At 66.7% G+C, this 21,296-nt stretch carries 22 protein-coding genes; 14 read left to right on the top strand and 8 right to left on the bottom strand.

Features of this window, described 5'->3' with window-relative positions; translation table 11 throughout:
- Positions 1 to 211, top strand: a 211-nt coding sequence (locus tag ACFE7U_RS01470; protein WP_375407949.1) for an acyltransferase, incomplete at its 5' end; no start/stop codon positions are given.
- Positions 212 to 260: 49 nt separating this feature from the next.
- Here ACFE7U_RS01470 and ACFE7U_RS01465 read toward each other — a convergent pair.
- From ACFE7U_RS01465 to ACFE7U_RS01455, 3 genes are all read right to left on the bottom strand, one after another.
- On the bottom strand, positions 261 to 959 hold the full coding sequence (locus ACFE7U_RS01465; protein ID WP_375407948.1) for an alpha/beta hydrolase: 699 nt from the start codon (positions 957 to 959) through the stop codon (positions 261 to 263).
- An 82-nt stretch (positions 960 to 1,041) separates the two neighbouring features.
- Complete coding sequence (locus ACFE7U_RS01460) at positions 1,042 to 1,431, bottom strand: YybH family protein (protein WP_375407947.1); 390 nt, start codon at positions 1,429 to 1,431, stop codon at positions 1,042 to 1,044.
- A 33-nt stretch (positions 1,432 to 1,464) separates the two neighbouring features.
- Positions 1,465 to 1,908 carry an OsmC family protein gene (locus ACFE7U_RS01455; protein WP_375407946.1) on the bottom strand — a complete coding sequence of 148 codons (444 nt, stop codon included), beginning with the start codon at positions 1,906 to 1,908 and terminating at the stop codon, positions 1,465 to 1,467.
- A 452-nt stretch (positions 1,909 to 2,360) separates the two neighbouring features.
- On the opposite strand from ACFE7U_RS01455, the gene ACFE7U_RS01450 reads away from it, so the two are divergent.
- The 5 genes from ACFE7U_RS01450 (at position 2,361) to ACFE7U_RS01430 (ending at position 7,209) form a co-directional block, all read left to right on the top strand.
- Positions 2,361 to 2,801, top strand: coding sequence for a PAS domain-containing protein (locus ACFE7U_RS01450; protein ID WP_375407977.1), 441 nt, complete (start codon positions 2,361 to 2,363; stop codon positions 2,799 to 2,801).
- Positions 2,802 to 2,936: 135 nt separating this feature from the next.
- On the top strand, positions 2,937 to 4,187 hold the full coding sequence (frc, locus tag ACFE7U_RS01445) for a formyl-CoA transferase (protein ID WP_375407945.1): 1,251 nt from the start codon (positions 2,937 to 2,939) through the stop codon (positions 4,185 to 4,187).
- Positions 4,188 to 4,366: 179 nt separating this feature from the next.
- Positions 4,367 to 4,585: a CBS domain-containing protein gene (locus ACFE7U_RS01440; RefSeq protein ID WP_375407944.1), complete on the top strand. Its 219-nt coding sequence runs from the start codon at positions 4,367 to 4,369 to the stop codon at positions 4,583 to 4,585.
- Positions 4,586 to 4,923: 338 nt separating this feature from the next.
- Complete coding sequence (locus tag ACFE7U_RS01435; protein WP_375407943.1) at positions 4,924 to 5,205, top strand: hypothetical protein; 282 nt, start codon at positions 4,924 to 4,926, stop codon at positions 5,203 to 5,205.
- Positions 5,206 to 5,394: 189 nt separating this feature from the next.
- Positions 5,395 to 7,209, top strand: coding sequence for a hypothetical protein (locus ACFE7U_RS01430; RefSeq protein ID WP_375407976.1), 1,815 nt, complete (start codon positions 5,395 to 5,397; stop codon positions 7,207 to 7,209).
- Positions 7,210 to 7,360: 151 nt separating this feature from the next.
- Here ACFE7U_RS01430 and frc (ACFE7U_RS01425) read toward each other — a convergent pair whose 3' ends face one another.
- Complete coding sequence (frc, locus tag ACFE7U_RS01425; protein WP_375407942.1) at positions 7,361 to 8,638, bottom strand: formyl-CoA transferase; 1,278 nt, start codon at positions 8,636 to 8,638, stop codon at positions 7,361 to 7,363.
- Positions 8,639 to 8,843: 205 nt separating this feature from the next.
- Positions 8,844 to 10,655: an oxalyl-CoA decarboxylase gene (gene oxc / locus ACFE7U_RS01420; protein ID WP_375407941.1), complete on the bottom strand. Its 1,812-nt coding sequence runs from the start codon at positions 10,653 to 10,655 to the stop codon at positions 8,844 to 8,846.
- A gap of 494 nt (positions 10,656 to 11,149) precedes the next feature.
- On the opposite strand from oxc, the gene ACFE7U_RS01415 reads away from it, so the two are divergent.
- The gene (locus ACFE7U_RS01415) at positions 11,150 to 11,836 is read left to right on the top strand and encodes a GntR family transcriptional regulator (RefSeq protein WP_375407940.1); all 687 of its coding nucleotides are present in this window, start codon (positions 11,150 to 11,152) and stop codon (positions 11,834 to 11,836) included.
- Between the two features lie 78 nt (positions 11,837 to 11,914).
- On the opposite strand, the gene glgX is transcribed toward ACFE7U_RS01415, so the two are convergent.
- The gene (gene glgX, locus ACFE7U_RS01410) at positions 11,915 to 14,032 is read right to left on the bottom strand and encodes a glycogen debranching protein GlgX (RefSeq protein ID WP_375407939.1); all 2,118 of its coding nucleotides are present in this window, start codon (positions 14,030 to 14,032) and stop codon (positions 11,915 to 11,917) included.
- Between the two features lie 88 nt (positions 14,033 to 14,120).
- Positions 14,121 to 15,542 carry a trehalose-6-phosphate synthase gene (locus ACFE7U_RS01405; RefSeq protein WP_375407938.1) on the bottom strand — a complete coding sequence of 474 codons (1,422 nt, stop codon included), beginning with the start codon at positions 15,540 to 15,542 and terminating at the stop codon, positions 14,121 to 14,123.
- Positions 15,543 to 16,023: 481 nt separating this feature from the next.
- Here ACFE7U_RS01405 and ACFE7U_RS01400 point away from each other — a divergent pair, with 481 nt between their 5' ends.
- The 7 genes from ACFE7U_RS01400 (at position 16,024) to ACFE7U_RS01370 (ending at position 20,619) form a co-directional block, all read left to right on the top strand.
- On the top strand, positions 16,024 to 16,512 hold the full coding sequence (locus ACFE7U_RS01400) for a hypothetical protein (RefSeq protein WP_375407937.1): 489 nt from the start codon (positions 16,024 to 16,026) through the stop codon (positions 16,510 to 16,512).
- Between the two features lie 10 nt (positions 16,513 to 16,522).
- A complete protein-coding gene (locus tag ACFE7U_RS01395; RefSeq protein ID WP_375407936.1) occupies positions 16,523 to 16,918 on the top strand; it encodes a phage holin family protein in 396 nt (131 codons plus the stop codon).
- Positions 16,915 to 17,310, top strand: coding sequence for a DUF3618 domain-containing protein (locus tag ACFE7U_RS01390; RefSeq protein WP_375407935.1), 396 nt, complete (start codon positions 16,915 to 16,917; stop codon positions 17,308 to 17,310). Before ACFE7U_RS01395 ends, ACFE7U_RS01390 begins: the two co-directional genes overlap by 4 nt.
- Before the next feature lie 67 nt (positions 17,311 to 17,377).
- Positions 17,378 to 18,148: a hypothetical protein gene (locus ACFE7U_RS01385; protein ID WP_375407934.1), complete on the top strand. Its 771-nt coding sequence runs from the start codon at positions 17,378 to 17,380 to the stop codon at positions 18,146 to 18,148.
- A gap of 114 nt (positions 18,149 to 18,262) precedes the next feature.
- Positions 18,263 to 18,988 (top strand): 5-oxoprolinase subunit PxpB, encoded by a 726-nt coding sequence (gene pxpB, locus ACFE7U_RS01380; protein ID WP_375407933.1) that lies wholly within the window; start codon positions 18,263 to 18,265, stop codon positions 18,986 to 18,988.
- Positions 18,985 to 20,007 (top strand): biotin-dependent carboxyltransferase family protein, encoded by a 1,023-nt coding sequence (locus ACFE7U_RS01375; protein WP_375407932.1) that lies wholly within the window; start codon positions 18,985 to 18,987, stop codon positions 20,005 to 20,007. The genes pxpB and ACFE7U_RS01375 overlap by 4 nt, the downstream gene beginning before the upstream one ends.
- 60 nt (positions 20,008 to 20,067) lie before the next feature.
- Entirely contained in the window at positions 20,068 to 20,619 is a 552-nt protein-coding gene (locus tag ACFE7U_RS01370; protein ID WP_375407931.1) for an RBBP9/YdeN family alpha/beta hydrolase, read from the top strand.
- A gap of 46 nt (positions 20,620 to 20,665) precedes the next feature.
- On the opposite strand, the gene ACFE7U_RS01365 is transcribed toward ACFE7U_RS01370, so the two are convergent.
- On the bottom strand, positions 20,666 to 21,296 hold a 631-nt coding region (locus ACFE7U_RS01365; protein WP_375407930.1), incomplete at its 5' end, for a TIGR01620 family protein.

Here is a 21,296-nt window from a genome sequence, read left to right as displayed (position 1 = left end):
GACGGGCGACCGCGTCAACCCCGCGGCCGACATCGCGATCGGCGATCACGTCTGGGCAGCGGCCGATGTCACGATCCTGCGAAACGCGGTCATCGGGCGAGACAGCATCGTGGGAATGAGGTCCGTCGTGCGGGACGCTTTCCCGCCGAACGTCTCCCTGGCGGGCATCCCCGCCCGGGTGGTCCGGACAGGAGTCACCTGGGAGTTCTGACCGCGCGTGCCGGCTCCGTCGGACCGAATGACAGACCGGGTCCGATCGCTTACGTCGGCGCCTCCGCCGCGTCGGCCAGGAAGAAGCTCACAGCCTGCACGACGACGGCCGCCTGATAGGCGTGCGGGCCGTCATACTCGACATAGGTGATGTCGTAGCCGGCTTGGGCCAGCAGGGCGGAATGAACCCGGCCGCTGCGGTCGATAGGGATCTGCTCGTCCTGAGTACCGTGGGACATGAAGATGCGCGGCGCGCCCACCTGCACATGCACCGACATGAAGCCGGCCGACGAGACCACGATGTGAGTCACCACATGCCCGTTGGCGAGCCCGAGGGAGAGGGCGTAGCTCCCACCATCCGAATGGCCGGCGAAGACGAGGTGGCCGGGATCGAGCATGTAGCGGGACGCGACCTCCGCCAGGGCGAGATCGAGGCGCTCGCGGTCCGGCCCGTTGCCGCCGATCACGAGGTCCCAGGTCGGGAACAGGGATTGGGGCGCCAGCAGCAGGAACCCCCGCTCCCGCGCATGCGCCTCGAGCATCGGCAGGATCTTCTCGGCACTGCCGCCGCCGCCGTGGAAGAGCACGACGAGCGGCACCGGCCTGCGCGGATCGAGACCCTCGGGGACGACGAGCACGGCGTCGCGCGTCTCGGACAGCCCGAGGGCATTGCGTCCTGGCGGCAGCGGCGGCTTCGTCGGAAGCCGATGCGCGAAGTCGAGCCGGCCGGCCAAGCGGGGATCGATCATGGGGCAGCCCTGTCCTTCTCGAGCCTTCGGGGGATGAACGCCGAGGACGCGTCCCGCATCCATCCATGTCCAACGGCGCGGGTCACCCCTCCTTCGCGGGCGCGAGCGGCTTGATCTTCAGCTGGTCGATGACCCACAGCCAGCCGCCGTTCTCCTGACGGCGTACCGTCTCGACGGAGAGATTTCCGTTCGGCAGGCGCGCGAAGGTCATGGCGATGGAGCCGTTGCGCAGGGCCGGCAAGGTTTCCACGCTCGGAAAATCCGATCGCCGCGACAGGAGGTCGGTGTAGAAGCGCCGGATCTCGGCGTGTCCGGTCGCCACCACGGCGCCCGCGGCCACCACTGCATCCGGCTCGTAGAGTGCGACGAGCCCTTCGACATCCCCGGCATTGGCCCGTTCGTTGAACAGGCGGGCGAGATCCTCGGGTTCCTGTGCGAGCCCTTGCACGTCCGGGCGATCGGTCTTGGTCATCGGCGTATCCTTCCCTGTTTCGCTCTGGAGCGATCATTTCAAGCGGGTGCCATCACCGTCGCGCACGGCGACGGTGATGGGGATTCCGGCCTTCACGCTCTCCGAGACTGTGCAGAACCTCTCGAACTGCGCGAGGACCTTGTCGATCCGCGGGACCGCGTCGGCAGCCGCGCCGAACTGGATCGCCACGTCGATGCCGGAGATCCTCAGGCGTCCATCCGCGTTGCGTTCCACCCGGCAGCTCGCCTCGGCCTCGATCCCCTGGACGTCCTGCCCGAACTTGCCGGAGGCGAACATCAGGCTGGCGCACAGGCAGTTGGTCACCCCGGCGATGAGGATCTGCTCGGGAAACGGTCCCTCCCCCTCGCCGATGGGCTCCGCCTCGTCGACGAGGAGGCCTGGGTGCGACGCTCCGAAATCGACCTCGAACCTGTACCTCTCGATCTGCTTGATCCTGATCCTGGGACCCTCTGCCATCTCGACCTCTCCTCAGCGATCCGCATGATCCGCCAGAACGATACTTGCGTCGATCATGTCGACCCGAGGGCACGCGGAGACTGCCGGCGTCCTGGACCGTTCGACCATGGCGGCCCGCCACCTTCGCCATCGAACGTGCCCTACGCGAAGGCTGCCGTCGGTTGACAACCAAGCCCCTGTGGCATACCAAATACCAACAACAAGCAGGTACGAAAAACAAGTACACGTTTGCGGATCGGGCAAGAAACAGTTGCCCTGTCAGATCAGGGAGGCCAGATCCATGCGAGATTGCAGCATCCCGATACATGGGCCACGAACGCGATCGGGCACTCACGCGATCTCGATTGTCTTTCGTGGCACAGGGCGTCGAGCAACCGCAGCCTGACGGCGGCAAACGGGCGGCCGAGGGCTTCCCTCGATCCAGGATTAGCACGGAAGCCTTCGGCGAGGACATGTCACACGCGGTCGATTTCGGAGATCTGGTTGCAGCTGCGGGCGATGCCGTCGTCGTGTCGGATGCCGACGGGGCGATCGTCGTGTGGAACCGGGCGGCGGAGCGGATCTTTGGTTTCTCTGAAGCCGAGGCCATCGGCCAGTCGCTCGACCTGATCACGCCGGAACGGCAGCGCCAGCGCCACTGGGACGGCTATGCCAAGACCATGCGCACCGGCGTGACCCGCTACGGCGCCGACACGTTGCGTGTGCCGGCGATTCACAAGGACGGCCACACCTTGTCGATCGCTTTCACGGTCGGTCTACTCCACGGCGCCGACGGAGCCGTCACCGGGATCGCCGCGATCATCCGCGACGAGACCAAACGCTGGACGGAGGAACGCCAGATGCGCCAGCGCTTGGCCGAGCTCGAAGCGCGATTGGAAGCCAAGGTCGCTTGAGCAAGCTCACTTGATAAGGTTCGCGTGACGCCGGCCGATCCGCCGAACGATGCCCAACAACAGGCCCCGGAGCGAACTGGGTCCACCCACGTCCACCACAACCGCCAATCCACCACCGAAAGGGAGAACGTCACGATGAGCAAGCCGCTCGAAGGCATCAAGATCATCGATTTCACGCACGTCCAGGCTGGCCCGGCCTGCACGCAGTTGCTGGCCTGGTTCGGCGCCGACGTGATCAAGGTCGAGCGCCCCGGCTCCGGTGACGTGACCCGGACGCAGCTGCGGCACGTCGAGGACGCGGACGCCCTCTATTTCACGATGCTCAACTCGAACAAGCGCTCCCTGACGCTGGACACCAAGACCCCCGAGGGCAAGGAAGTCCTTGAGACCCTGATCAGGCAATCCGACGTCATGGTCGAGAATTTCGGCCCCGGCGCGCTCGACCGGATGGGCTTCTCCTGGGCGCGTATCCAAGAGCTCAACGAGGGCATGATCCTGGCCTCGGTGAAGGGCTTCTCGGACGGCCACCACTACGAAGACCTGAAGGTCTACGAGAACGTGGCGCAATGCGCCGGCGGCGCCGCCTCGACCACCGGCTTCTGGGACGGCCCGCCCACCGTCAGCGCTGCGGCGCTCGGCGACTCGAACACCGGCATGCATCTCGCCATCGGCATCCTCACGGCACTGCGTCAGAAGGACAAGACCGGCAAGGGCCAGAAGGTCGCCGTCTCGATGCAGGACAGCGTGCTCAACCTCTGCCGCGTCAAGCTGCGCGACCAGCAGCGCCTCGACGCGCTGGGCTACCTCGAAGAGTACCCCCAGTACCCCCACGGCGAGTTCACCGACGTGGTTCCGCGCGGCGGCAATGCCGGCGGCGGCGGCCAGCCGGGTTGGGTCCTGAAGTGCAAGGGCTGGGAGACCGACCCGAACGCCTACATCTACTTCACGATCCAGGGCCATGCCTGGGCGCCGATCTGCAAGGCGATCGGCCGCGAAGAGTGGATCGATGACCCGGCCTACAACACCGCCCGTGCCCGTCAGGACAAGATCTTCGACGTCTTCAAGACGATCGAGGAATGGCTCGCCGACAAGACCAAGTTCGAGGCGGTCGACATCCTGCGCAAGTTCGACATCCCGTGCTCGCCGGTGCTGTCGATGAAGGAACTCTCGGTCGACCCGTCGCTGCGCGCCAGCGGCACCGTCGTCGAGGTGCCGCACCCCAAGCTCGGCAGCTATCTCACCGTCGGCAGCCCGATCAAGTTCTCGGACATGTCCGTCGACGTGAAGGCCTCGCCGCTGCTCGGCGAGCACACCGATGAGGTTCTGCTCGACCTCGGCTACACCCAGCAGCAGATCGAGCAGCTTCACCAGGCCAAGGCCGTCTGACGCTTCGTTGGCTCGGCTCGGAACGGCGCGCCTTGAGCGCGCCGTTCTGGTTTCTGACGCCTGACGGATCGGTGCCGCTCCGGTCACCGACGAAACAGCCCAGATCCTGGGGATCGTCACGCGGACGGACGTTCTCGACAAGATGGCTCGGGAGCGTCCCGGGCCGCATCGAGAACATCATGACCTCACCGGTGCGGACCGCCCGGGCGGAGACGCCGATTTCCGATTTGGTCATGTGGATGTCGACGGCTGGGCTGCATCACCTGCCCGTCGTGGCAACGGATGAGAAGCTGATCGGCATCGTCTCCCAGACCGACCTCGTCGCCCAGATGTTGGCCGGCGCGGTGGACGGGGCCGAGGCGCCGCGGCCTGCTCTCGCGGCCGGTGTACCGGCCTGATGGATCGAGCATCGCACGAGATTCCCTCGCATGGTGTGACGGCAGCTTCTCTCAAGTGTTGGGCCGGTTCTGCGGAATGCATCGCCCTATTGCACCGCACAAAACCGGCCATCTTCCGACCGTCCGGTTAGTTCGCCGGGGTGCATTGACCTCATGCCCGATCGAATACACATCCTATGACGAAGGGGCGGAGCTTGAAGGTGGTGCGCGGGTGTCACTGCCCCGGACGAGTGCCTCTGTTCCCTGCTTTCCATTCATGCCATCGCTGCCGAACTACCCGACGGCCCTCGTCTCTCAGAGGTGCGTCGTGATCGGCCGATAGGAGGGACGACAGTCCAATGAGTTACTTGGCGATCCTCGAATGTCCCGTGACGTTCAATGACGAGAACAACTATTCCATGTCGAGCATCGACATGTGCCCGACCGTCGGCATCACGCAGGGGCTGGTGAGCCGCCACGTGAAAGTCCAAGACGCGAGACTGCTCGTCGTCTGCATCTGGAAGAGCCAAGCAGACAGCGAGACGTTCTTCGAGCCTGATTGGTACGCGAAGGCGGATACCCTCTGGGGTGACGATTATCAGTTGCGCCTAGAAGCCCTCGATAAGACGAGCGCGGCCTGAGCCGCAGGTCACGACGTATCGCCCCGCAGGCGAGACAGGCTCATGCGCCGCTGAGGGCCCATGAGCCGATCTTCGGCTGAGGTGCAACGGAACAGGCGACGGCCGCCTCTTCGCGACGCGATGCGTGCGAATGTGGTGTCGCCCGCCCGCCGCGCAGGGGCCTGCATTCGGGAGCGGCAGGTCATGTCGATGCAGGACCAGACGGTCGCGACGGACCCTTGCGAGTTCGGGCCCTGGAACCCGGGCATCGAATCGAGCCTGCCCCGTGTGGTCCTGCCCCTGGCGACCGTCTTCCGGCCCGAGAACGTCGAGACCCTCCTCGGGGATGCCCTCGAACTGAGCGACGTCTCAGGCCTGCCCCTGACGTCACTGGTCAGGTTTCGGGCCGAACGACTCGTCATCCACGAGGTGCTCATCCGGGTGATGGCCGACCTCTCGGTTCCGATGGGCCAGACCTATGGCGATCTCGGCGTGAACTTCCGCGCCATGGTGGCGACCGTCCTGAGCGCGGTCACCGCCTCTCGCTGGGACGAGGTCACACACCTGTTCGCGAAAATCCGGGCGGATGCCGCCGCGATCCTCGACCGCGAGGTATCGGCGATGCTTGGCGAGGGCTCCGGCGCTACGCCGGCGGCGCCACGCGGGTTACGGACCTGGCGATCTCTCTTCGGGACAGCCGAGCGGCCGACGGGTCCCGACATCGCCACGTCGCCCGAGATGCGCGCATTGCGCCACCTCGACGCGTGGAGGGCCAGGGCAGCCGAGTCCGACGACCCGCTGGCGACGGCAACCTGTACGGCGTTGCAGAGTGTCGTCTCGGCGATCCTGCGGCGGCGTGGATTCCTCATCAAGGACAAGGCGCTCCTCGCCATGCTGGCCGGCACCCTCGTGTCGAACCAGTACGGGAGCAGGCGGATCGGCGAGCTGATCGACCCGTGGTTCCGCGAGGCGGGCGAGCGCAACGGCCATCGGCGCCTGCCGGCCCAGTCCCGGCCGGTGATCATGAACGTCAAAGGATCCTCAGCCTCCGGGAAGAGCACGATCCGTCCCTACCAGCGCGCCCTCGTCGGCGAACTCGGGCTCGACTGGTCCGACTTCGCACTCATCACCCCCGACGTGTGGCGGAAGTTCCTTCTCGATTACGACGGGCTCGGATCGGCACGGCGCTACGCCGGCCCGCTCACCGGCCACGAGGTCGAGATCATCGACGGCAAGCTCGATCAGTACATGGCATCGAAGGCCGCCGCGGGTCGCATCTCGCACCTTCTGATCGATCGGTTCCGCTTCGACAGCTTCGTGGTCGATCAGGGCACGGAGTCGGGGGGCCAGTTGCTGACCCGCTTCGGCCGTCAGGTCTACATGCAGTTCATGATCACGCCCCCGGAAGCGACCGTCGAGCGTGCGTGGAAACGCGGCGAGCAGTTCGGGCGCTACAAGGCGGTCGAGGATCTGCTCGCCCACAACGTGGAGGCCTATACGGGCATGCCGCGGCTCTTCTTCACCTGGGCTCTGTGCGCCGACAAGGACGTCCATTTCGAGTTTCTGGACAACAGCGTGCAGGAGGGCGAACGACCGAGGACCATCGCCTTCGGCACCAATGGCGTGATGACCATCCTCGACCTAAAGGTGGTGTTCGATATCGACCGGTACCGCAAGATCAACATCAACGCCCGGAACCCGCGCGAGGTCTATGCCGGTGCCGGATCGATGGAGCCGGACCAGAACGCGACCTTCCTTCGCGACTGCGTGCGAAGAATGACCACCGTCCGGTTCGCCGACCATGCCACCGGCCGCGTCTATGCCCGCTGCGACGGAGGCCGGCTGACGAGCCTCGACCGGGCAGCCGCCCGACGCGCCGAGCACGATCCTGATCTCCGCGTCGCGCTGGCCGCCATGGGCGCCGCGGACGGCGCCCTGGACCCTGCGGACGGGGCGGAAATCCTGTGCCACGCCGATGGGCGGACCCTGGGTTCCTGGGGCACCGGTCAGGCACCGTCAGCCTGATGCCGGCGTTTCAGCGCGGCGGGCACATCCCAAAAAAATGCGCGGCATCGACGGGAGGTCGAGACCGCGCAAGGTGGGAGGAGGGTCGGGCGATGCGGCCGGCGGGCTCCGTCCTTCCTGTGAGGAACGTGACGACCGCGGGCCGGATCGGCTATTCGGCAGCGATCCTCTGGGCCGCGCCGAGGGCGCCGGATTGCAGGATCGTGAGACGCTCGGCATCGGAATAGCCGAGTACGTCCCGCAGGATCTCGTCGGTATGCTCGCCCAGCAGCGGCGAGCGGGTGACTTCGGCGGGGCTCGCCGACAGCTTGATGGGATTTCCCACGGTCAGGTATGTCCCGCGCGTCGGGTGATCGACCTCCACCACCGTGCCGGACGCCCTGAGAGCCTCGTCCTCGGCGATCTCCTTCATCGAGAGGATCGGGCCGCACGGGATGTGGAGTTCGTTGAGGATGTCCATCGCCTCGAACTTCGTCTTCGCCATCGTCCAGGCTTCGATGCGCGTGAAGATCTCGTTGAGATGGGGAAGCCGAGCCATGTGAGTCGCGTAATCCGGGTGCGTCTTCCAGGTCGGCTCGCCGATGACGTCGCAGATCTTCTCCCAGACCGGCCCTTGCGTGATGAAGTAGATGTAGGCGTTGGAATCGGTCTCCCAGCCCTTGCATTTGAGGATCCGGCCGGGCTGGCCGCCGCCGGAATCGTTGCCGGCGCGCGGCACGGAATCGCCGAAGGGGATGCCCTCGCCGAACTGGCTGTATTCCCGCAACGGCCCGCGTTCGAGGCGCTGCTGGTCCCGGAGTTTTACGCGGCAGAGATTCAGGACGCTGTCCTGCATGGCGCAATCGACGCGCTGGCCGACGCCCGAATGCGTCCGGTGGAACAGCGCGGTGACGATGCCGAGAGCGAGATTTAGCCCCGTACCAGAATCGCCGATCTGCGCCCCCGTGACCATGGGGATTCCGGTGCGAAAGCCCGTTGTGGAGGCCGCTCCCCCGACGCACTGGGCGACGTTCTCGTAGACCTTGCAATCCACGTAGGCGCCTGGGCCGAAACCCTTCACCGAGGCGAGGATCATGCGCGGGTTGGCGGCGTGGATCGTTTCCCAGGTCAGGCCCATCCGACTGAGCGCGCCCGGCGCGAAGTTCTCGACGAGGACGTCGCATTCCTTCACGAGGCGCCAGAGCACCTCGATGCCCTTCGGATTCTTGGTATCGAGGGTGATCGAGCGCTTGTTGTGGTTCAGCATGGTGAAATACAGGCTGTCCACGTCAGGGATGTCCTGCAGCTGCTCACGCGTCGCATCGCCGACCCCCGGCCGCTCGACCTTGATCACGTCGGCACCGAACCAGGCCAGCAGCTGGGTGCAGGTCGGTCCGGATTGCACGTGCGTGAAGTCCAGGATCTTCACACCTTCGAGAGCCTTGCTCATGGGACACTCTCACATGGAATGGCGGTCGGCGCTGACGGACTGCGCTGAGTAAGGGCGCTCCCCCTCCCCCTACTGGAGAAGGGGAAGGGGGAGGAGGTGGTTCCGCCGGACTCAGCCTGAGTTCACCCAGTCCAGCCCCACCTCCAACTCCTCCCGACAAGGGGAGGAGAGGCCCGGACCACTCCGGTCGCGTGGCGCAACGGCGCTACTTCTTCTTGACGACGCTCTGCGGGTTGAGGCTGCCGATGTTGCCGCTCTCGGTGCCCGCCTCGGGATCGATGACCGCGTTGATGAGGGTCGGCTTGCCGGAATCCATTGCCTCATTGACCGCGCGGCTGAGTTCGTCCGGCGTCGTCACGTTGACGCCGACACCGCCGAAGGCTTCCATCATCTTGTCGTAGCGCGAATCCTTGACGAAGACGGTGGTGCCCGGGTCGCGGCCAGTCGGGTCGATGTCGGTGCCGCGATAGATGCCGTTGTTGTTGAACACGACGATGCAGATCGGCAAGTCGTACCGGCAGATCGTCTCGACCTCCATGCCCGAGAAGCCGAAGGCGCTGTCGCCCTCGACAGCGAGCACCGGCTTGCCGGTCTCCACGGCGGCGGCAATGGCAAAGCCCATGCCGATGCCCATGATGCCCCAGGTGCCGACGTCCAGGCGCTTGCGCGGCTGGTACATGTCGATGATGCCACGGGCGAGATCGAGGGTGTTGGCGCCCTCGTTGACGAGGATCGCGTCAGGCCGCTCCGCGATGATGGTCCGCAGGGCGCCGAGCGCGCCGTGGAAGTCCATCGGCGTCGAATTCTTCTTGAGCTTCGAGGCCATCTTGGAGAGGTTTTCGTCCTTCTTGGACTTGATGGCGTCGGTCCAGGCCGATGGCGGCGGGGTCCAGTCACCGCCCATGCCGTCGAGGAGGGCCGAGACGCAGGAGCCGATATCGCCCACCACCGGGGCCACGATCTCGACGTTCGAATCCATCTCCTTGGGCTCGATGTCGATCTGGATGAACTTCTTCGAGCCGGGCGCGCCCCAGGTCTTGCCCTTGCCGTGGGACAGGAGCCAGTTCAGGCGGGCACCCACCAGCAGCACGACGTCGGCATCCTTGAGCACCAGCGAGCGCGCCGCGCCGGCCGATTGCGGATGGGTGTCGGGCAGCAGGCCCTTGGCCATGCTCATCGGCACGTACGGGATGCCGCTGCGCTCGACGAGGTTGCGGATCTCTTCGTCGGCCTGAGCGTAGGCGGCGCCCTTGCCGAGCACGATCAGGGGACGCTTGGCCCCCTTGAGGACGTCAAGAGCGCGCTTGATCGCCGAGGGAGCCGGAAGCTGGTCGGGAGCCGCATCGATGACCTTGACCAATGAGGCCGCACCGGCCTCCGCGTCCATGACCTGCGAGAACAGCTTGGCCGGCAGATCGAGGTAGACGCCGCCCGGACGACCGGACACGGCAGCGCGGATCGCGCGGGCCACGGCGATTCCGATATCGGCGGCGTGCAGCACGCGGAAGGCCGCCTTGCACAGCGGCTTGGCGATGGCGAGCTGGTCCATCTCCTCGTAGTCGCCCTGCTGCAGGTCGACGATCTCGCGCTCGGAGGAACCCGAGATCAGGATCATGGGAAAGCAGTTGGTGGTGGCGTTGGCGAGAGCGGTCAAGCCGTTGAGGAAGCCGGGCGCCGACACGGTCAGGCAGATGCCGGGCTTCTTCGTGAGGAAGCCGGCGATGGCTGCCGCGTTGCCGGCGTGCTGCTCGTGCCGGAACGAGATGACCCGCATGCCCGCGGCCTGCGCGAGACGGCCCAGATCCGTGATCGGAATGCCCGGCACGCCGTAGATCGTGGTGATGTCGTTGAGCTTGAGCGCGTCGATGACGAGGTGGAAACCGTCGGTGAGGTCCCGCTCCGCGCCGGCCTCGACCGTGACCGGACCGTTCGTCGGGTTCGACGGGTTGTCCGGCGATGTGCTCGTGCTGACGTCGGAGGCTGCGAGCTCTTGTTCGGAGACCGTGTTTCTATCCATGATGGTACCCTCCCGGTTACGGCACATTATTGGTGTTTTGTGCGTTATTGATCTTATTTAAGGCAGCGAGACCCTGTGTTTCAATGGATGCATCGCGCGCAACAGTCTTCGCTCCAGGCGGCAACCCGCTCGTGGAAGCCCGCACTTGCCGGCACGTGATCACTCCAGGCGGATCAGTGCTCGACAGTCGATGAATGGTGGCATACCACATACCAGCTGTCAAACCATGCCGCACCCTTCCACGGTAATGGCGCAAGGGTGCGATAGGGGTGGGAAAGCAATCGCTTTTGCCTTCACGCAATCGCTGTCGGATGGGAGAGATGAGCGCGCCGAGCGGCTTCATCGCAAACGCGCGGATGGGCGAAGGTCGAGTGTGCAATGGTCATTCCCGCTCTGACCCTTTCCTTGTCTTTTAAGATCAAATTTGGCATGCCTGCTGCCAAACGCCTTCGAGCCCGAACGTCCTGAAAAATTCTTCTCGGTGAAAAACGGTGATGTCCGATACATTTCAAGTAAAGACGATCGCCGCGACCTCGAGCTTGCGTGCATTGGCATATGCCGCGCTCAAGGAAGCAATTACCAACATGAATATTTATAGCCAACGCGACGAGGTTCGTCTCGATGAGAGAAAACTTTCTCTCGACCTTGGGGTGAGCAGAACGCCGGTTCGCGAAGCTCTGACCGTCCTTGAGCAGGAGGGATTCGTCCGGTTCGAGGCGCGCCGCGGCGTGTTCGTCATCAAGAAGACGAAGAAAGAGATCGTGAGCATGATCCAGGCCTGGTCGGCCCTGGAGAGCATGGCGGCGCGGCTGGCCTGCGAGCACGCCTCCGACGAACAGCTGCAGTGCCTGCGCCAGCGCTTCCCCGAGTTCTTCGAGGGCCAGCCCTCCGACCATCTCTACGAATATTCCGAAGCCAACATGCGCTTCCATGAGAAGATCATCTCGCTGGGTCAGTGCGACGTGATCAAGGACATCACCAGCAATCTCCTGATGCACGTCCGCGGCATCCGGAACACGGCGCTCCGCCAGGGTGATCGTGCCGCCGATTCGATCAAGGAGCACGTGCAGATCATCGAGGCCCTCGAGGCCCGCGACGCGGACCTATCCGAACGCCTCGTCCGCGAGCACGGCCTCGGCCTCGCACGTCACGTGGAGAAGTACGGAGACTATCTCGCCTGAAGCGCCGGATGCTCGGTCAGGGGCCGTGCGAAGGTCCGGCGATGGCGGACCGGCCATCGCAATCCCGACAGGCGGCCCCTACCACCGGGCGAAACCGGCGCCGTAGGCGGCGGCCGGCCGGGCGCGCAGGACGAACAGGGAGCGGCCCTCGATCCTGACGCGGCCTCCGGGCGGGAACAGGGCCTGACCGGCCTGGACCGACCCGTTCGCCCGGGTGGTATCGAAGATCACCGCCCAGGGACCCCCGATCACCGTCGCCAGGGTGAAATCGCAAGGATTCTCACCGGCATTGACGAGGACGAGGAGCCGGTCGGCCTCTGGCAGGTCGTTGCCGATCTGCATGCCGAAGACCTGGCGTCCGTCGTCGGTCCAATCGGTCGTGTCCATCTCCTCGCCGTTGGGACAGAGCCAGTGCACGTCCCGCAGCGGTTCATCGGGGTCGATCGGGTTGCCGGTGAGGAAGGTGCGGCGGCGCAGGGCCGGCTGTTCCCGGCGCAGCCGGGTGAGGTTGGCCACGAAGGTCGAGAAGCCGGGGTCCGGGTCGGTCTCCCAATCGACCCAGTTGGTCTCGTTGTCCTGCGCATAGGCGTTGTTGTTGCCGCCCTGGCTGCGCGAGCGCTCGTCGCCCATCAGCAGCATCGGGACGCCTTGCGCGAGAAGGATCGTGGCCAGCAGGTTGCGCTTCTGGCGCGCGCGCATCGCCAGGATCGCGGCATCGTCGGTCTCGCCTTCGACGCCGTAATTGCACGAGAGATTGTGGCCGTGGCCGTCGCGGTTGTCCTCGCCGTTGGCGAGGTTGTGCTTCTCCTCGTAGGCGACGACGTCGGCGAGGGTGTAGCCGTCGTGGCTCGCCACGTAGTTGATGCTGGCCTGCGGCGAGCGGCCCGAGGGACCGAAGATCTCGCGGGAACCCGAGAGGCCCTGGGTCACCTTCGCGAGCATGCCGGGATCGCCGCGCCAGAACCCACGGACGCTGTCGCGGAACTGGTCGTTCCACTCGCTCCAGCCCTTGGGATAGCCACCGAGCTGATATCCTCCGGCGCCGATGTCCCAGGGTTCGGCGATCATCTTGATCCGCGCCAGCACCGGGTCCTGCGCCACCGCCTGGAAGAAGGCGGCCTTGGCCGAGAAGTCGTGCGGGGCGCGGCCGAGCGAGGACGCGAGATCGAACCGGAAGCCCGCGACGCCGTAATCGGTCACCCAGTGCCGCAGCGAATCGAGGACGAGCTGCATCACGCGCGGGTGGTCGAGGTCGAGGGTGTTGCCGCAACCGGTGCAGTCGATATCTCGGCGGCGATCACGCGAATCGAGCTTGTAGTAACTCGCGTTGTCGATGCCGCGGAACGACAGGGTCGGGCCGAGCCGGTCTGCTTCCGCGGTGTGGTTGTAGACGACGTCGAGATAGACCTCGATCTCGGCCGCCGCCAGTTCGCGGATCGCCGCCTTGAGGCCGCCGATGCCGGTGGGGCCGAGATAGCGCGGCTCGGGGGCGAAGTAGTTGAGCGGCGAGTAGCCCCAGAAGTTGACGAGTCCCTTTTCGATCAGGAAGCGGTCGTCGACGAAGGACTGGATCGGCAGCAGCTCGACCGCGGTGACCCCGAGCTTGAGCAGGTGCTCGATGATCGCCGGATGAGCCAGCGCCGCGTAGGTCCCCCGCTCGGATTCGGGGATCGCGGGATGTCGCTGGGTCAGGGCCTTGACGTGAGCCTCGTAGATGACCGTCTCGGCGAGCGGGCGGCGCGTGGGAGCCTGCGGAAGGATGATCGTCTCGGGCGCCGTGACGACGGCCTTGGGCATATGGATGGCGCTGTCGCGCCGGTCGATCTGGTCCTCGCGCTGGAGGCTGCGGCGGTGCCCATAGAGGGAATCATGCCAGCGCACGCGGCCGCGGATCTCGCGGGCGTAGGGATCGAGCAGGAGCTTGGCGGGGTTGAAGCGATGCCCGTGGGCAGGGTCCCAATGGCCGTGCACGCGGTAGCCGTAGAGCTGGCCGGGAAAGACGCCGCGCAGGTATCCGTGCCAGACGTCCTCCGTGCGGCACGGCAAGCGGATGGTCAGATGCTCGTGGCGCTCGCCCGGATCGAACAGGCAGAGGTCGACCGCGGTGGCATGATCCGAGAAGAGCGCGAAATTGACGCCACGGCCATCGAAATGCGCGCCCAGGGGAGCGGGCACGCCGTCGTCGATGCCGATCATGCCGAGTGGTACCTGCGCTCGCGATAACGAGCCGTATCCATAACCCCTGGATGCGTCAGGTCAAACGCGGGAGTTGCCGTTGCGCCCGCTACTCGGCGGCGGCCGCCGCGCGCGGTGGCTCGCGCTCGATGGTACGGAAGTTCTCGAGCTCGGCCATGAAGTTGCGGGCCCACCAGTCGACGTCCTCGCGGGTCATGCGCTCGACCATGGGTCTCCACCGGTCGAGGCGCTCGCCGCGCGGCATGTAGAGGGCGGTCCGGATCGCCTCGGCGACCTCGAAGCGGTCGTAAGGGTTCACGAGCAGCGCCTCGGGAAGCTGCCGGGCGGCGCCTGCGAACTTCGAGAGCACGAGGACGCCGGGATCCTCCGGGCTCTGGGCGACGACGTATTCCTTGGCCACGAGGTTCATACCGTCGCGCATCGGCGTCACCAGGCCGACCCGGGCCGCCCGATAGAGGCCGGCGAGGACGGGGCGCGGATAGGCCTTGGTCACGTACTGGATCGGCGTCCAGTTCGGCTCGCCGAGCGAGCCGTTGATCTCGCCCACCGTCTGGTTCACCTCGCGGCTGAGTTCTTCGTATTCCGGCACCTCGGTCCGGGACTTCGGGGTGATTTGAATGTAGACGACATTGCTGCGCTGGTCGGGGTTCGAGGCGAAGAAGCGGTCAACCGCTTCCATCCGCTCGGGCACGCCCTTCGAGTAGTCGAGGCGGTCGACGCCGATCAGGAGCTTGCGGGTGCGCAGGCCCGCAAGAGTCTCGCGGACGATCTTGTTGGACCCGGCATTTTCGGCCGCCTCCTTGAACCCGGCGACATCGATGCCGATCGGGAAGCTGCGGATGCGGGTGCGGCGCCCCTCCACCATGAGGGAGCCGCCACCGAGCGGAATCGCCCGCAGCTCGTCGATGAGGTTGCGCGAGAGATTGTGGACGTCCGGATCGGTCTGCAGGCCGATGAGGTCGTAATCCGCGATGGCGCGCAGAAGGTCGCCGCTCGCCGGTAACGTGTTGAACACGTCCGCCGCGGGCCAGGGGATGTGGTGGAAGTAGCCGATCGGGTTGGCGATGCCGAGGCCGCGCAGCTCGGAGGCCAGCGGCAGCATGTGGTAGTCGTGGACCCAGATGATGTCGTCGGGCTCGATGAGCTTGGCGAGGGTGCGGGCGAAGATGCGGTTGACCCGCAGGTACCCGGCATAGTCCGAGCGGGAGAACGACCCGAGGCCGAGGCGATAATGCATGATCGGCCAAAGGGCGCGATTGGCAAAACCGCTGTAGTACTCACGATGGTCTTGCGGAGAGAGATCGACGACGGCGTACTGTATCCGGCCGCGATCGATCAGGGTCGGCTCGGGAGACGGGTTCTCGGTGACCGTGCCGCTCCAGCCGAACCAGAGGCCTTCGTAGGCCTTGAACGCTTCCTTGACGGCGACTGCCAGTCCGCCGGCAGCCACCGCTTTGCCCCCTTCATCGGGGATCGCGACGCGGTTGGATACGATGACAAGGCGTGCCACGAAGATGGGCTCCGGTCCTCAAGGCTCGGCACAACCACCGTGCTTCGCCAGCATGAAACTCTGCAGTGAACGCGCAGAAACCGTTCGTGATCCGTGCCGCAGCCAAGCGCCTTTGACCACGATCGGTCAAGACGTCGTCGTCAGGATCCGCGTGACAAAGCGCGATCGCAGAGCGTGAAACGGCCCAGCGCCGGTGGCTTCCGCCTCCTCAGGTTTCCCATCCCCAGGTTTCCCATTCCCAGGTTTCCCATCCGCCTTCCCTGCCAAGTTCCGTCTCGATGGATCTCCGGACGAGAACGGTCGCTGGCGGATCGAGCGCCGTGAGGCCCCTCGGCGGCGGAGAGCGTCGCGGCCCTTTTCGGGGCTGCCGCACGAACGGAACCGCCGCTCTGCCGCAGATGTTACTTCCGCAGAACATGTGGTCCGCCGATCGCGCATCTCGATCAGTGGACGTAAACCCTTGCCGCAAGGAGTGTATTCCGTGAGCGCTACACAGAACCCCGGGCAGACCAGCGCCGCTCCGTCCAGCGGCGCCTCGACGGGCCAACCGGACCTGAACGACCTGCGCACCGACGTGGATGGGATCGCCAGCCTCGCCGTTGAGCGCGGGCGCGGCTTCGTCGATGCCGCCAAGACGCATGCCACGGATTACGTGGATCGCCGCAAGGCCGACGCGGCGCAATCGGTCCACGATCTCGCCAAGGGCCTGCGCGATTCGAGCAAGAGCTTCGACGAGCAGCCCAACATCAAGGCCTTCTTCGACAGCGCGGCGGAAGGTCTGGAACAGCTCGGCGGCTCGATCGAGAACCGGAGCTTCTCGGATTTCTACGACGATGCCGAAGCATTCGCCCGCAAGGCTCCCGTGGCCGTGGCCGTCGCGACCTTCGTGACGGGGTTCTTCGTCGCCCGCTTCATCAAGTCGTCGAGCGTGTCGCAGACAAGCGGCCGCTACGACGGCTACCGCGCCTGAGGAGGCCGCGATGTCGAACGGCACCCCATCGAGCATCCAGACGCTCATCGGCGACGCCCTGCGGGAGACCAACGATCTCGCACGTAAGGAGATCGCTCTCTTCCGCAACGAGATGACGAGCAACATCCGCTCGCTCTTCCTCGGCATCGCCATGCTCGTCGGGGCCGCCGTCTTCGGCGTCGTGGCGATGCTCGTCCTCGTGGACGCGCTCGTGAAGTGGCTGGCGACGGTGGTCAATTCCGAATGGCTCGCGGCCCTGATCGTCGGCGGGATCATGCTGGTCGTCGCCATCGGCCTCGCCCTCTGGGGACGCAGCACGATGTCGCTCTCCACCCTCGCTCCGACGCGCACGACCCGGCAGGTCCGCGAGGACGCCCGCACGCTGTCTGAGAGGGTTTCGGGATGACCGGTTCGCTGAACGAGCTCGAGAAGGACATTGAGGCGAGCCGCGCTCGCCTCGACCAGACGATCGACAGGATCCAGGACCGACTCTCGGTGCCCAGCATCGTGGACGAAATGCTGGGGAACGTGCGCAAGTCGGCTCCGCTGAGCGGTGCCTATGACGGGGTTCTGACCGCCATCCGGACTAACCCTGTCCCCGTCCTGTTGATCACCGCGGGCCTCGGCTGGCTGATCCACCGAATGGCGGGGGATGCCCAGCGGCAGGCCGAGCGGCGGCGGGTCCAGCGTGCCGCGGAGGAACTTCCCGTTCTCAGGAACGGCGCCGACCGGACCTACGACCCCGACCTGCCGACCGGCCGACCCGTGAGCGGCCTTCGGGACGAGACGCAGCTCTGATTTTCGAAACATGCCGGCGCGCCCCACCGCAAATGGGCTTGCAGCCGCAACAACGGGAGTTTGACCGATGACCAACACCACCAACAGGACCACCGGCGGGCAGGGCACCAGCCCCGAGGACATCGCGGTGGCGGCCGGAATGCCCCGTGGAAGTTCGGCCACGCATTCGCTTCACCCGGCCGGTGACCACCGTCAGCCGGAGGCGGCCGGTACGCTCGCCAATGCACAAGCGCGTTCGACCAGCGCGGTCGACGAGGCCCGCAATGCCGCTCGGGGTGCGTCCGACAGCGCCGCCGGCACGGCGGAGGGCTTGAAGGACCGCGCGGCCAAGATCGCGAGCCAGGCCTCGGAGACCTTCAACGACGCCAAGGACACGGCTCTCTCGGCGGCCACGGGCGCTCGGGACCAAGTCAGCAAGACTGCCAACGATTATCGCGACAAGGCGTCGCAAGCCTATGACGACGCCCGCGGCTGGGCCACGGACCAGCGCGACACGCATCGCCGTCGCCTCAACGACGGCGCCGAGCGACTTCGCCAGGGCAAGAGCTCGGTCGAGAGCTTCGTGACCGACAATCCCCTTCTCGTGGGTGTCGTCGGCGTTGCGGCCGGGCTCCTGCTCGGAGCCCTCTTGCCGCGGACCCGCCGCGAGGACGAGGCGGTCGGTCCTTGGGCCGACGAGGTGCGTGGCCAAGGACTGCGTTATGCCCGCGACCTCACCAGCAAGGGGCGCGAGTTCGTCGAGACGGCGCTCGACCCCGAGGCTATCAAGGCAGCCGCCGATCGTCCCGAGAGCCCGACCGAGACCGCCGCCCCAGGGAACCGTCCGCGCACGCACTAAGCGGCGGCAGGCCGCTTTCGGAGGTTGCTTCTCGAAGGGGCGATGCCACACTGGCGTCGCCCCTTTTTCGTCGGTGATCGCTCGGGATCGCCACGGGGACCCAAAGAGGGACGGATGGATGCGACGCCTGCCCGGCTCCTCTGGATCGGCGACAGCGCCTTCACCATCGAGTTCGGCGAGAGAATCGATGCCGATCTCAACGACAGGGTCCTGGCCCTCGACGACGCCGTGCGCGAGGCCGCGCTCGCCGGCATCGTCGAGACGGTCCCGACCTATCGCTCGCTGACGATCCATGTCGATCCCGTCTCGGTCAATCCGTCGGATCTCGCGGCCTCCGTCATGGCCATGGTCGCGACTACGGTCCCGGGCCGGCCGGCGGGCCGGCTCTGGCGGATCCCAGTCGTCTATGGCGGCGCGTTCGGTATCGATCTCACCGACGTGGCCGACCGGCACGGGATGACGCCCGACGAGGTGGTGCAAAGGCACGCGGCCGGCGAGTATCGCGTCTACATGCTCGGCTTCCTGCCCGGCTACGCCTATCTCGGCGGCCTCGATCCCAGCCTTGCCCTGCCCCGACGGGAAACGCCGCGTCCGGTGACGCCGGCCGGGACGATCTCCATCGGCGGCGCCCAGGCCCTAGTGGCGAGCATCGCGGCGCCGAGCGGATGGCACCTTCTCGGACGCACCCCGGTGCGGACATTCCGGCCCGAATCCGACCCGGTCTTCCTGTTCGAGCCCGGCGACCGGGTCCGCTTCGTCCCCATCGATGCGGCACGCTGGGACGATCTCGACCGCGCCGCGGCGGCGGGCGAGCGCATCGCGGACATCATCGAGGAATGAGCGACGTGCGCCTCGCCGTCCTGCGCTGCAGCGGCCTGACCAGTCTCCAGGATCGCGGGCGCCACGGCTACCAGCGCTACGGCCTCTCGGCGTCGGGGCCGATGGATCCACTCGGCATGGCGGCGGCTAACGCCCTCGTGGGCAACCCGATCGACGCGACGACCGTCGAGTTCGGGCTCGGCGGCGGCGTCTTTCGAGCCGAAGGCGGCGATCTGCGCATCGGGCTCGCAGGCGCCCTTGGGGCCGTGCGCCTCGATGGTGCGCCGGTGATCGGTATGCGCTCCTTCACCCTCCCGGCCGGCGCCGAACTCGAGATCGCCTCGCCGCGGGAGGGCGCGTTCGGGTATCTGGCGGTGGCCGGAGGCGTACCGGCGGCGCCCATCCTCGGTAGCCGCGCCCTCCACCTGCGCGCTAGGATCGGCGGCGTGCGGGGCCGATTGCTCCAGGCTGGGGATGCGTTCGCCATCGTCGCCGAGCAGAACGGTAGAGACCACGCCCTCGATCCGATCCCCCTCCACCGGGACGAACCGATCCGGGTCATGCTCGGCCCGCCGGAGGGCCACTTCTCCGACCAGGGACGGGCGACCCTGCTCGACGTGTCGTTCACGGTCACGCACCACGCCGACCGCATGGGCTATCGCCTGGAAGGACCCCGCATCGGCCATGGACCGGGCGGCGGCAACATCGTCTCGGACGGGACCGCTCCGGGCTCGATCCAGGTGCCCGGCAGCGGCCAGCCCATCGTGCTCATGGCCGACCGGCAGACCACCGGCGGCTACCCGAAGATCGCCACCGTGATCTCGGCCGACCTGCGCCGTCTCGCCCAGCGCCGCCCCGGCGACAGCGTGCGCTTCAGGGAGGTGGATCTCGCTGAGGCGGTGGCCGCCGCCCGGTCGCTGGCAGCAACGATCCGGGGACTTGCCTCCTCATTGCGGGACGTCGCCACGGTCGAGGCGAAGCAGTTGGCTGGGGCGAACCTCGCGGGGGACGCCGTCGACGCTTTCGCCGATCCGCCCTGACACCTACCCATCTCCCCGCCCATCTCGACGCATCGGGATCGGCCGGCTATCGACAGCGGCATGAAGACCGCCGATTGCGACATCCTGATCCTGCCGGGCCTCGGTGGCTCCGGTGAAGACCATTGGCAGGCCCGCTGGGCCGGCCGCCTCGCCACCGGGCGCCTCGTCGAGCAGGACGACTGGCACAATCCCGACCCGGATGCCTGGCGCGAGCGCATCGTCGAGGCGGTGTCAGAGGCGACCCGCCCCGTGGTGCTCATCGCCCACAGCCTGGGCGTCGTCGCCACGGTCCTGGCGGCGCCGGAGCTGCCCGCGGGCGTGGTCCGTGGCGCGATCCTGGTGGCGTTCCCCGACGTCGAGGAGACACCGAACCTGCCTGATGCGGTGAGGCGTTTCGCACCGGTGCCGCGCGATCCCCTTCCCTTCCCGGCCCTGGTCGTCGCGAGCCGCAACGACCCCTACTGCACCTACGAGCGAGCCGAGGATTTCGCCTCGTCGTGGGGTGCCTCGCTGGTGGATGCCGGCGAGTCGGGGCACATCAATCCCGCCAGCGGGCACGGTCCCTGGCCTGAGGGGCTGATGCGCCTCGCCGGATTCATGAAGGACCTCTAGGGCATCGGCTTTTTCCGAAAAGTGGTCCCGGTTTCGGGCTGATGCTCTAACCCGCCTTCTCCTCCGTCGAGGAGCGCAGAAGCTCGCCGGCCACGTCCGTGAGGCGCGGGGCCGGCTCGCGGATGAAGGGCAGCGGCCGGCAGACAGCCACGGCGGCGAGGCCGAAGCGGGCCGTCATGAGGCCGTTGAGCACGCCCTCGCCGAGCTTGGCCGATACGCGGACCGCGATGCCGAGGCCCAGGGCCTGCTGCAGCATGCTCTCGCCAACGGCCATGCCGCCGGTGACCGTGAGATGGGCGAAGGCCGAGCGGGCGAGCCTGAGGAAGCCCAGGAAGCCCGGGCGGCCGCCGTAGATCGTCGCGATCCGCCGGAGCAGCCGCACGGCCACGAACACCACGAAGGCGACGTCGACGATGGCGCGCGGGCTCAGCGCCGTCACGGCGGAGACCTGCTTGCCTGCGGCCGCGATGGCGTTGCGGGCCTGCCGGTCGAGGGGCGCCAAGAGTTCGTGCTCGGCGATGCCGAGCCGGTCTTCCACATCGAGGATGGCGTCGCCGAGCGTGTCGAGACGCTTCCGCCCGGCGCTCAGGGCCACACGGTCGGCATAGAGGGTCGCCAGATCGCGGACCACGGCTTGCGCCCCGGTATGGTCGCGCGTCGCCATCGCCTCCACCGCC

It is taken from the genome of uncultured Methylobacterium sp., from assembly GCF_964251405.1.
In the GTDB taxonomy this organism is placed as follows: Bacteria; Pseudomonadota; Alphaproteobacteria; order Rhizobiales; family Beijerinckiaceae; genus Methylobacterium.
The sequence above is the reverse complement of the archived record's forward strand: the minus strand, read 5'-3'. Positions and strand labels throughout refer to the sequence as shown.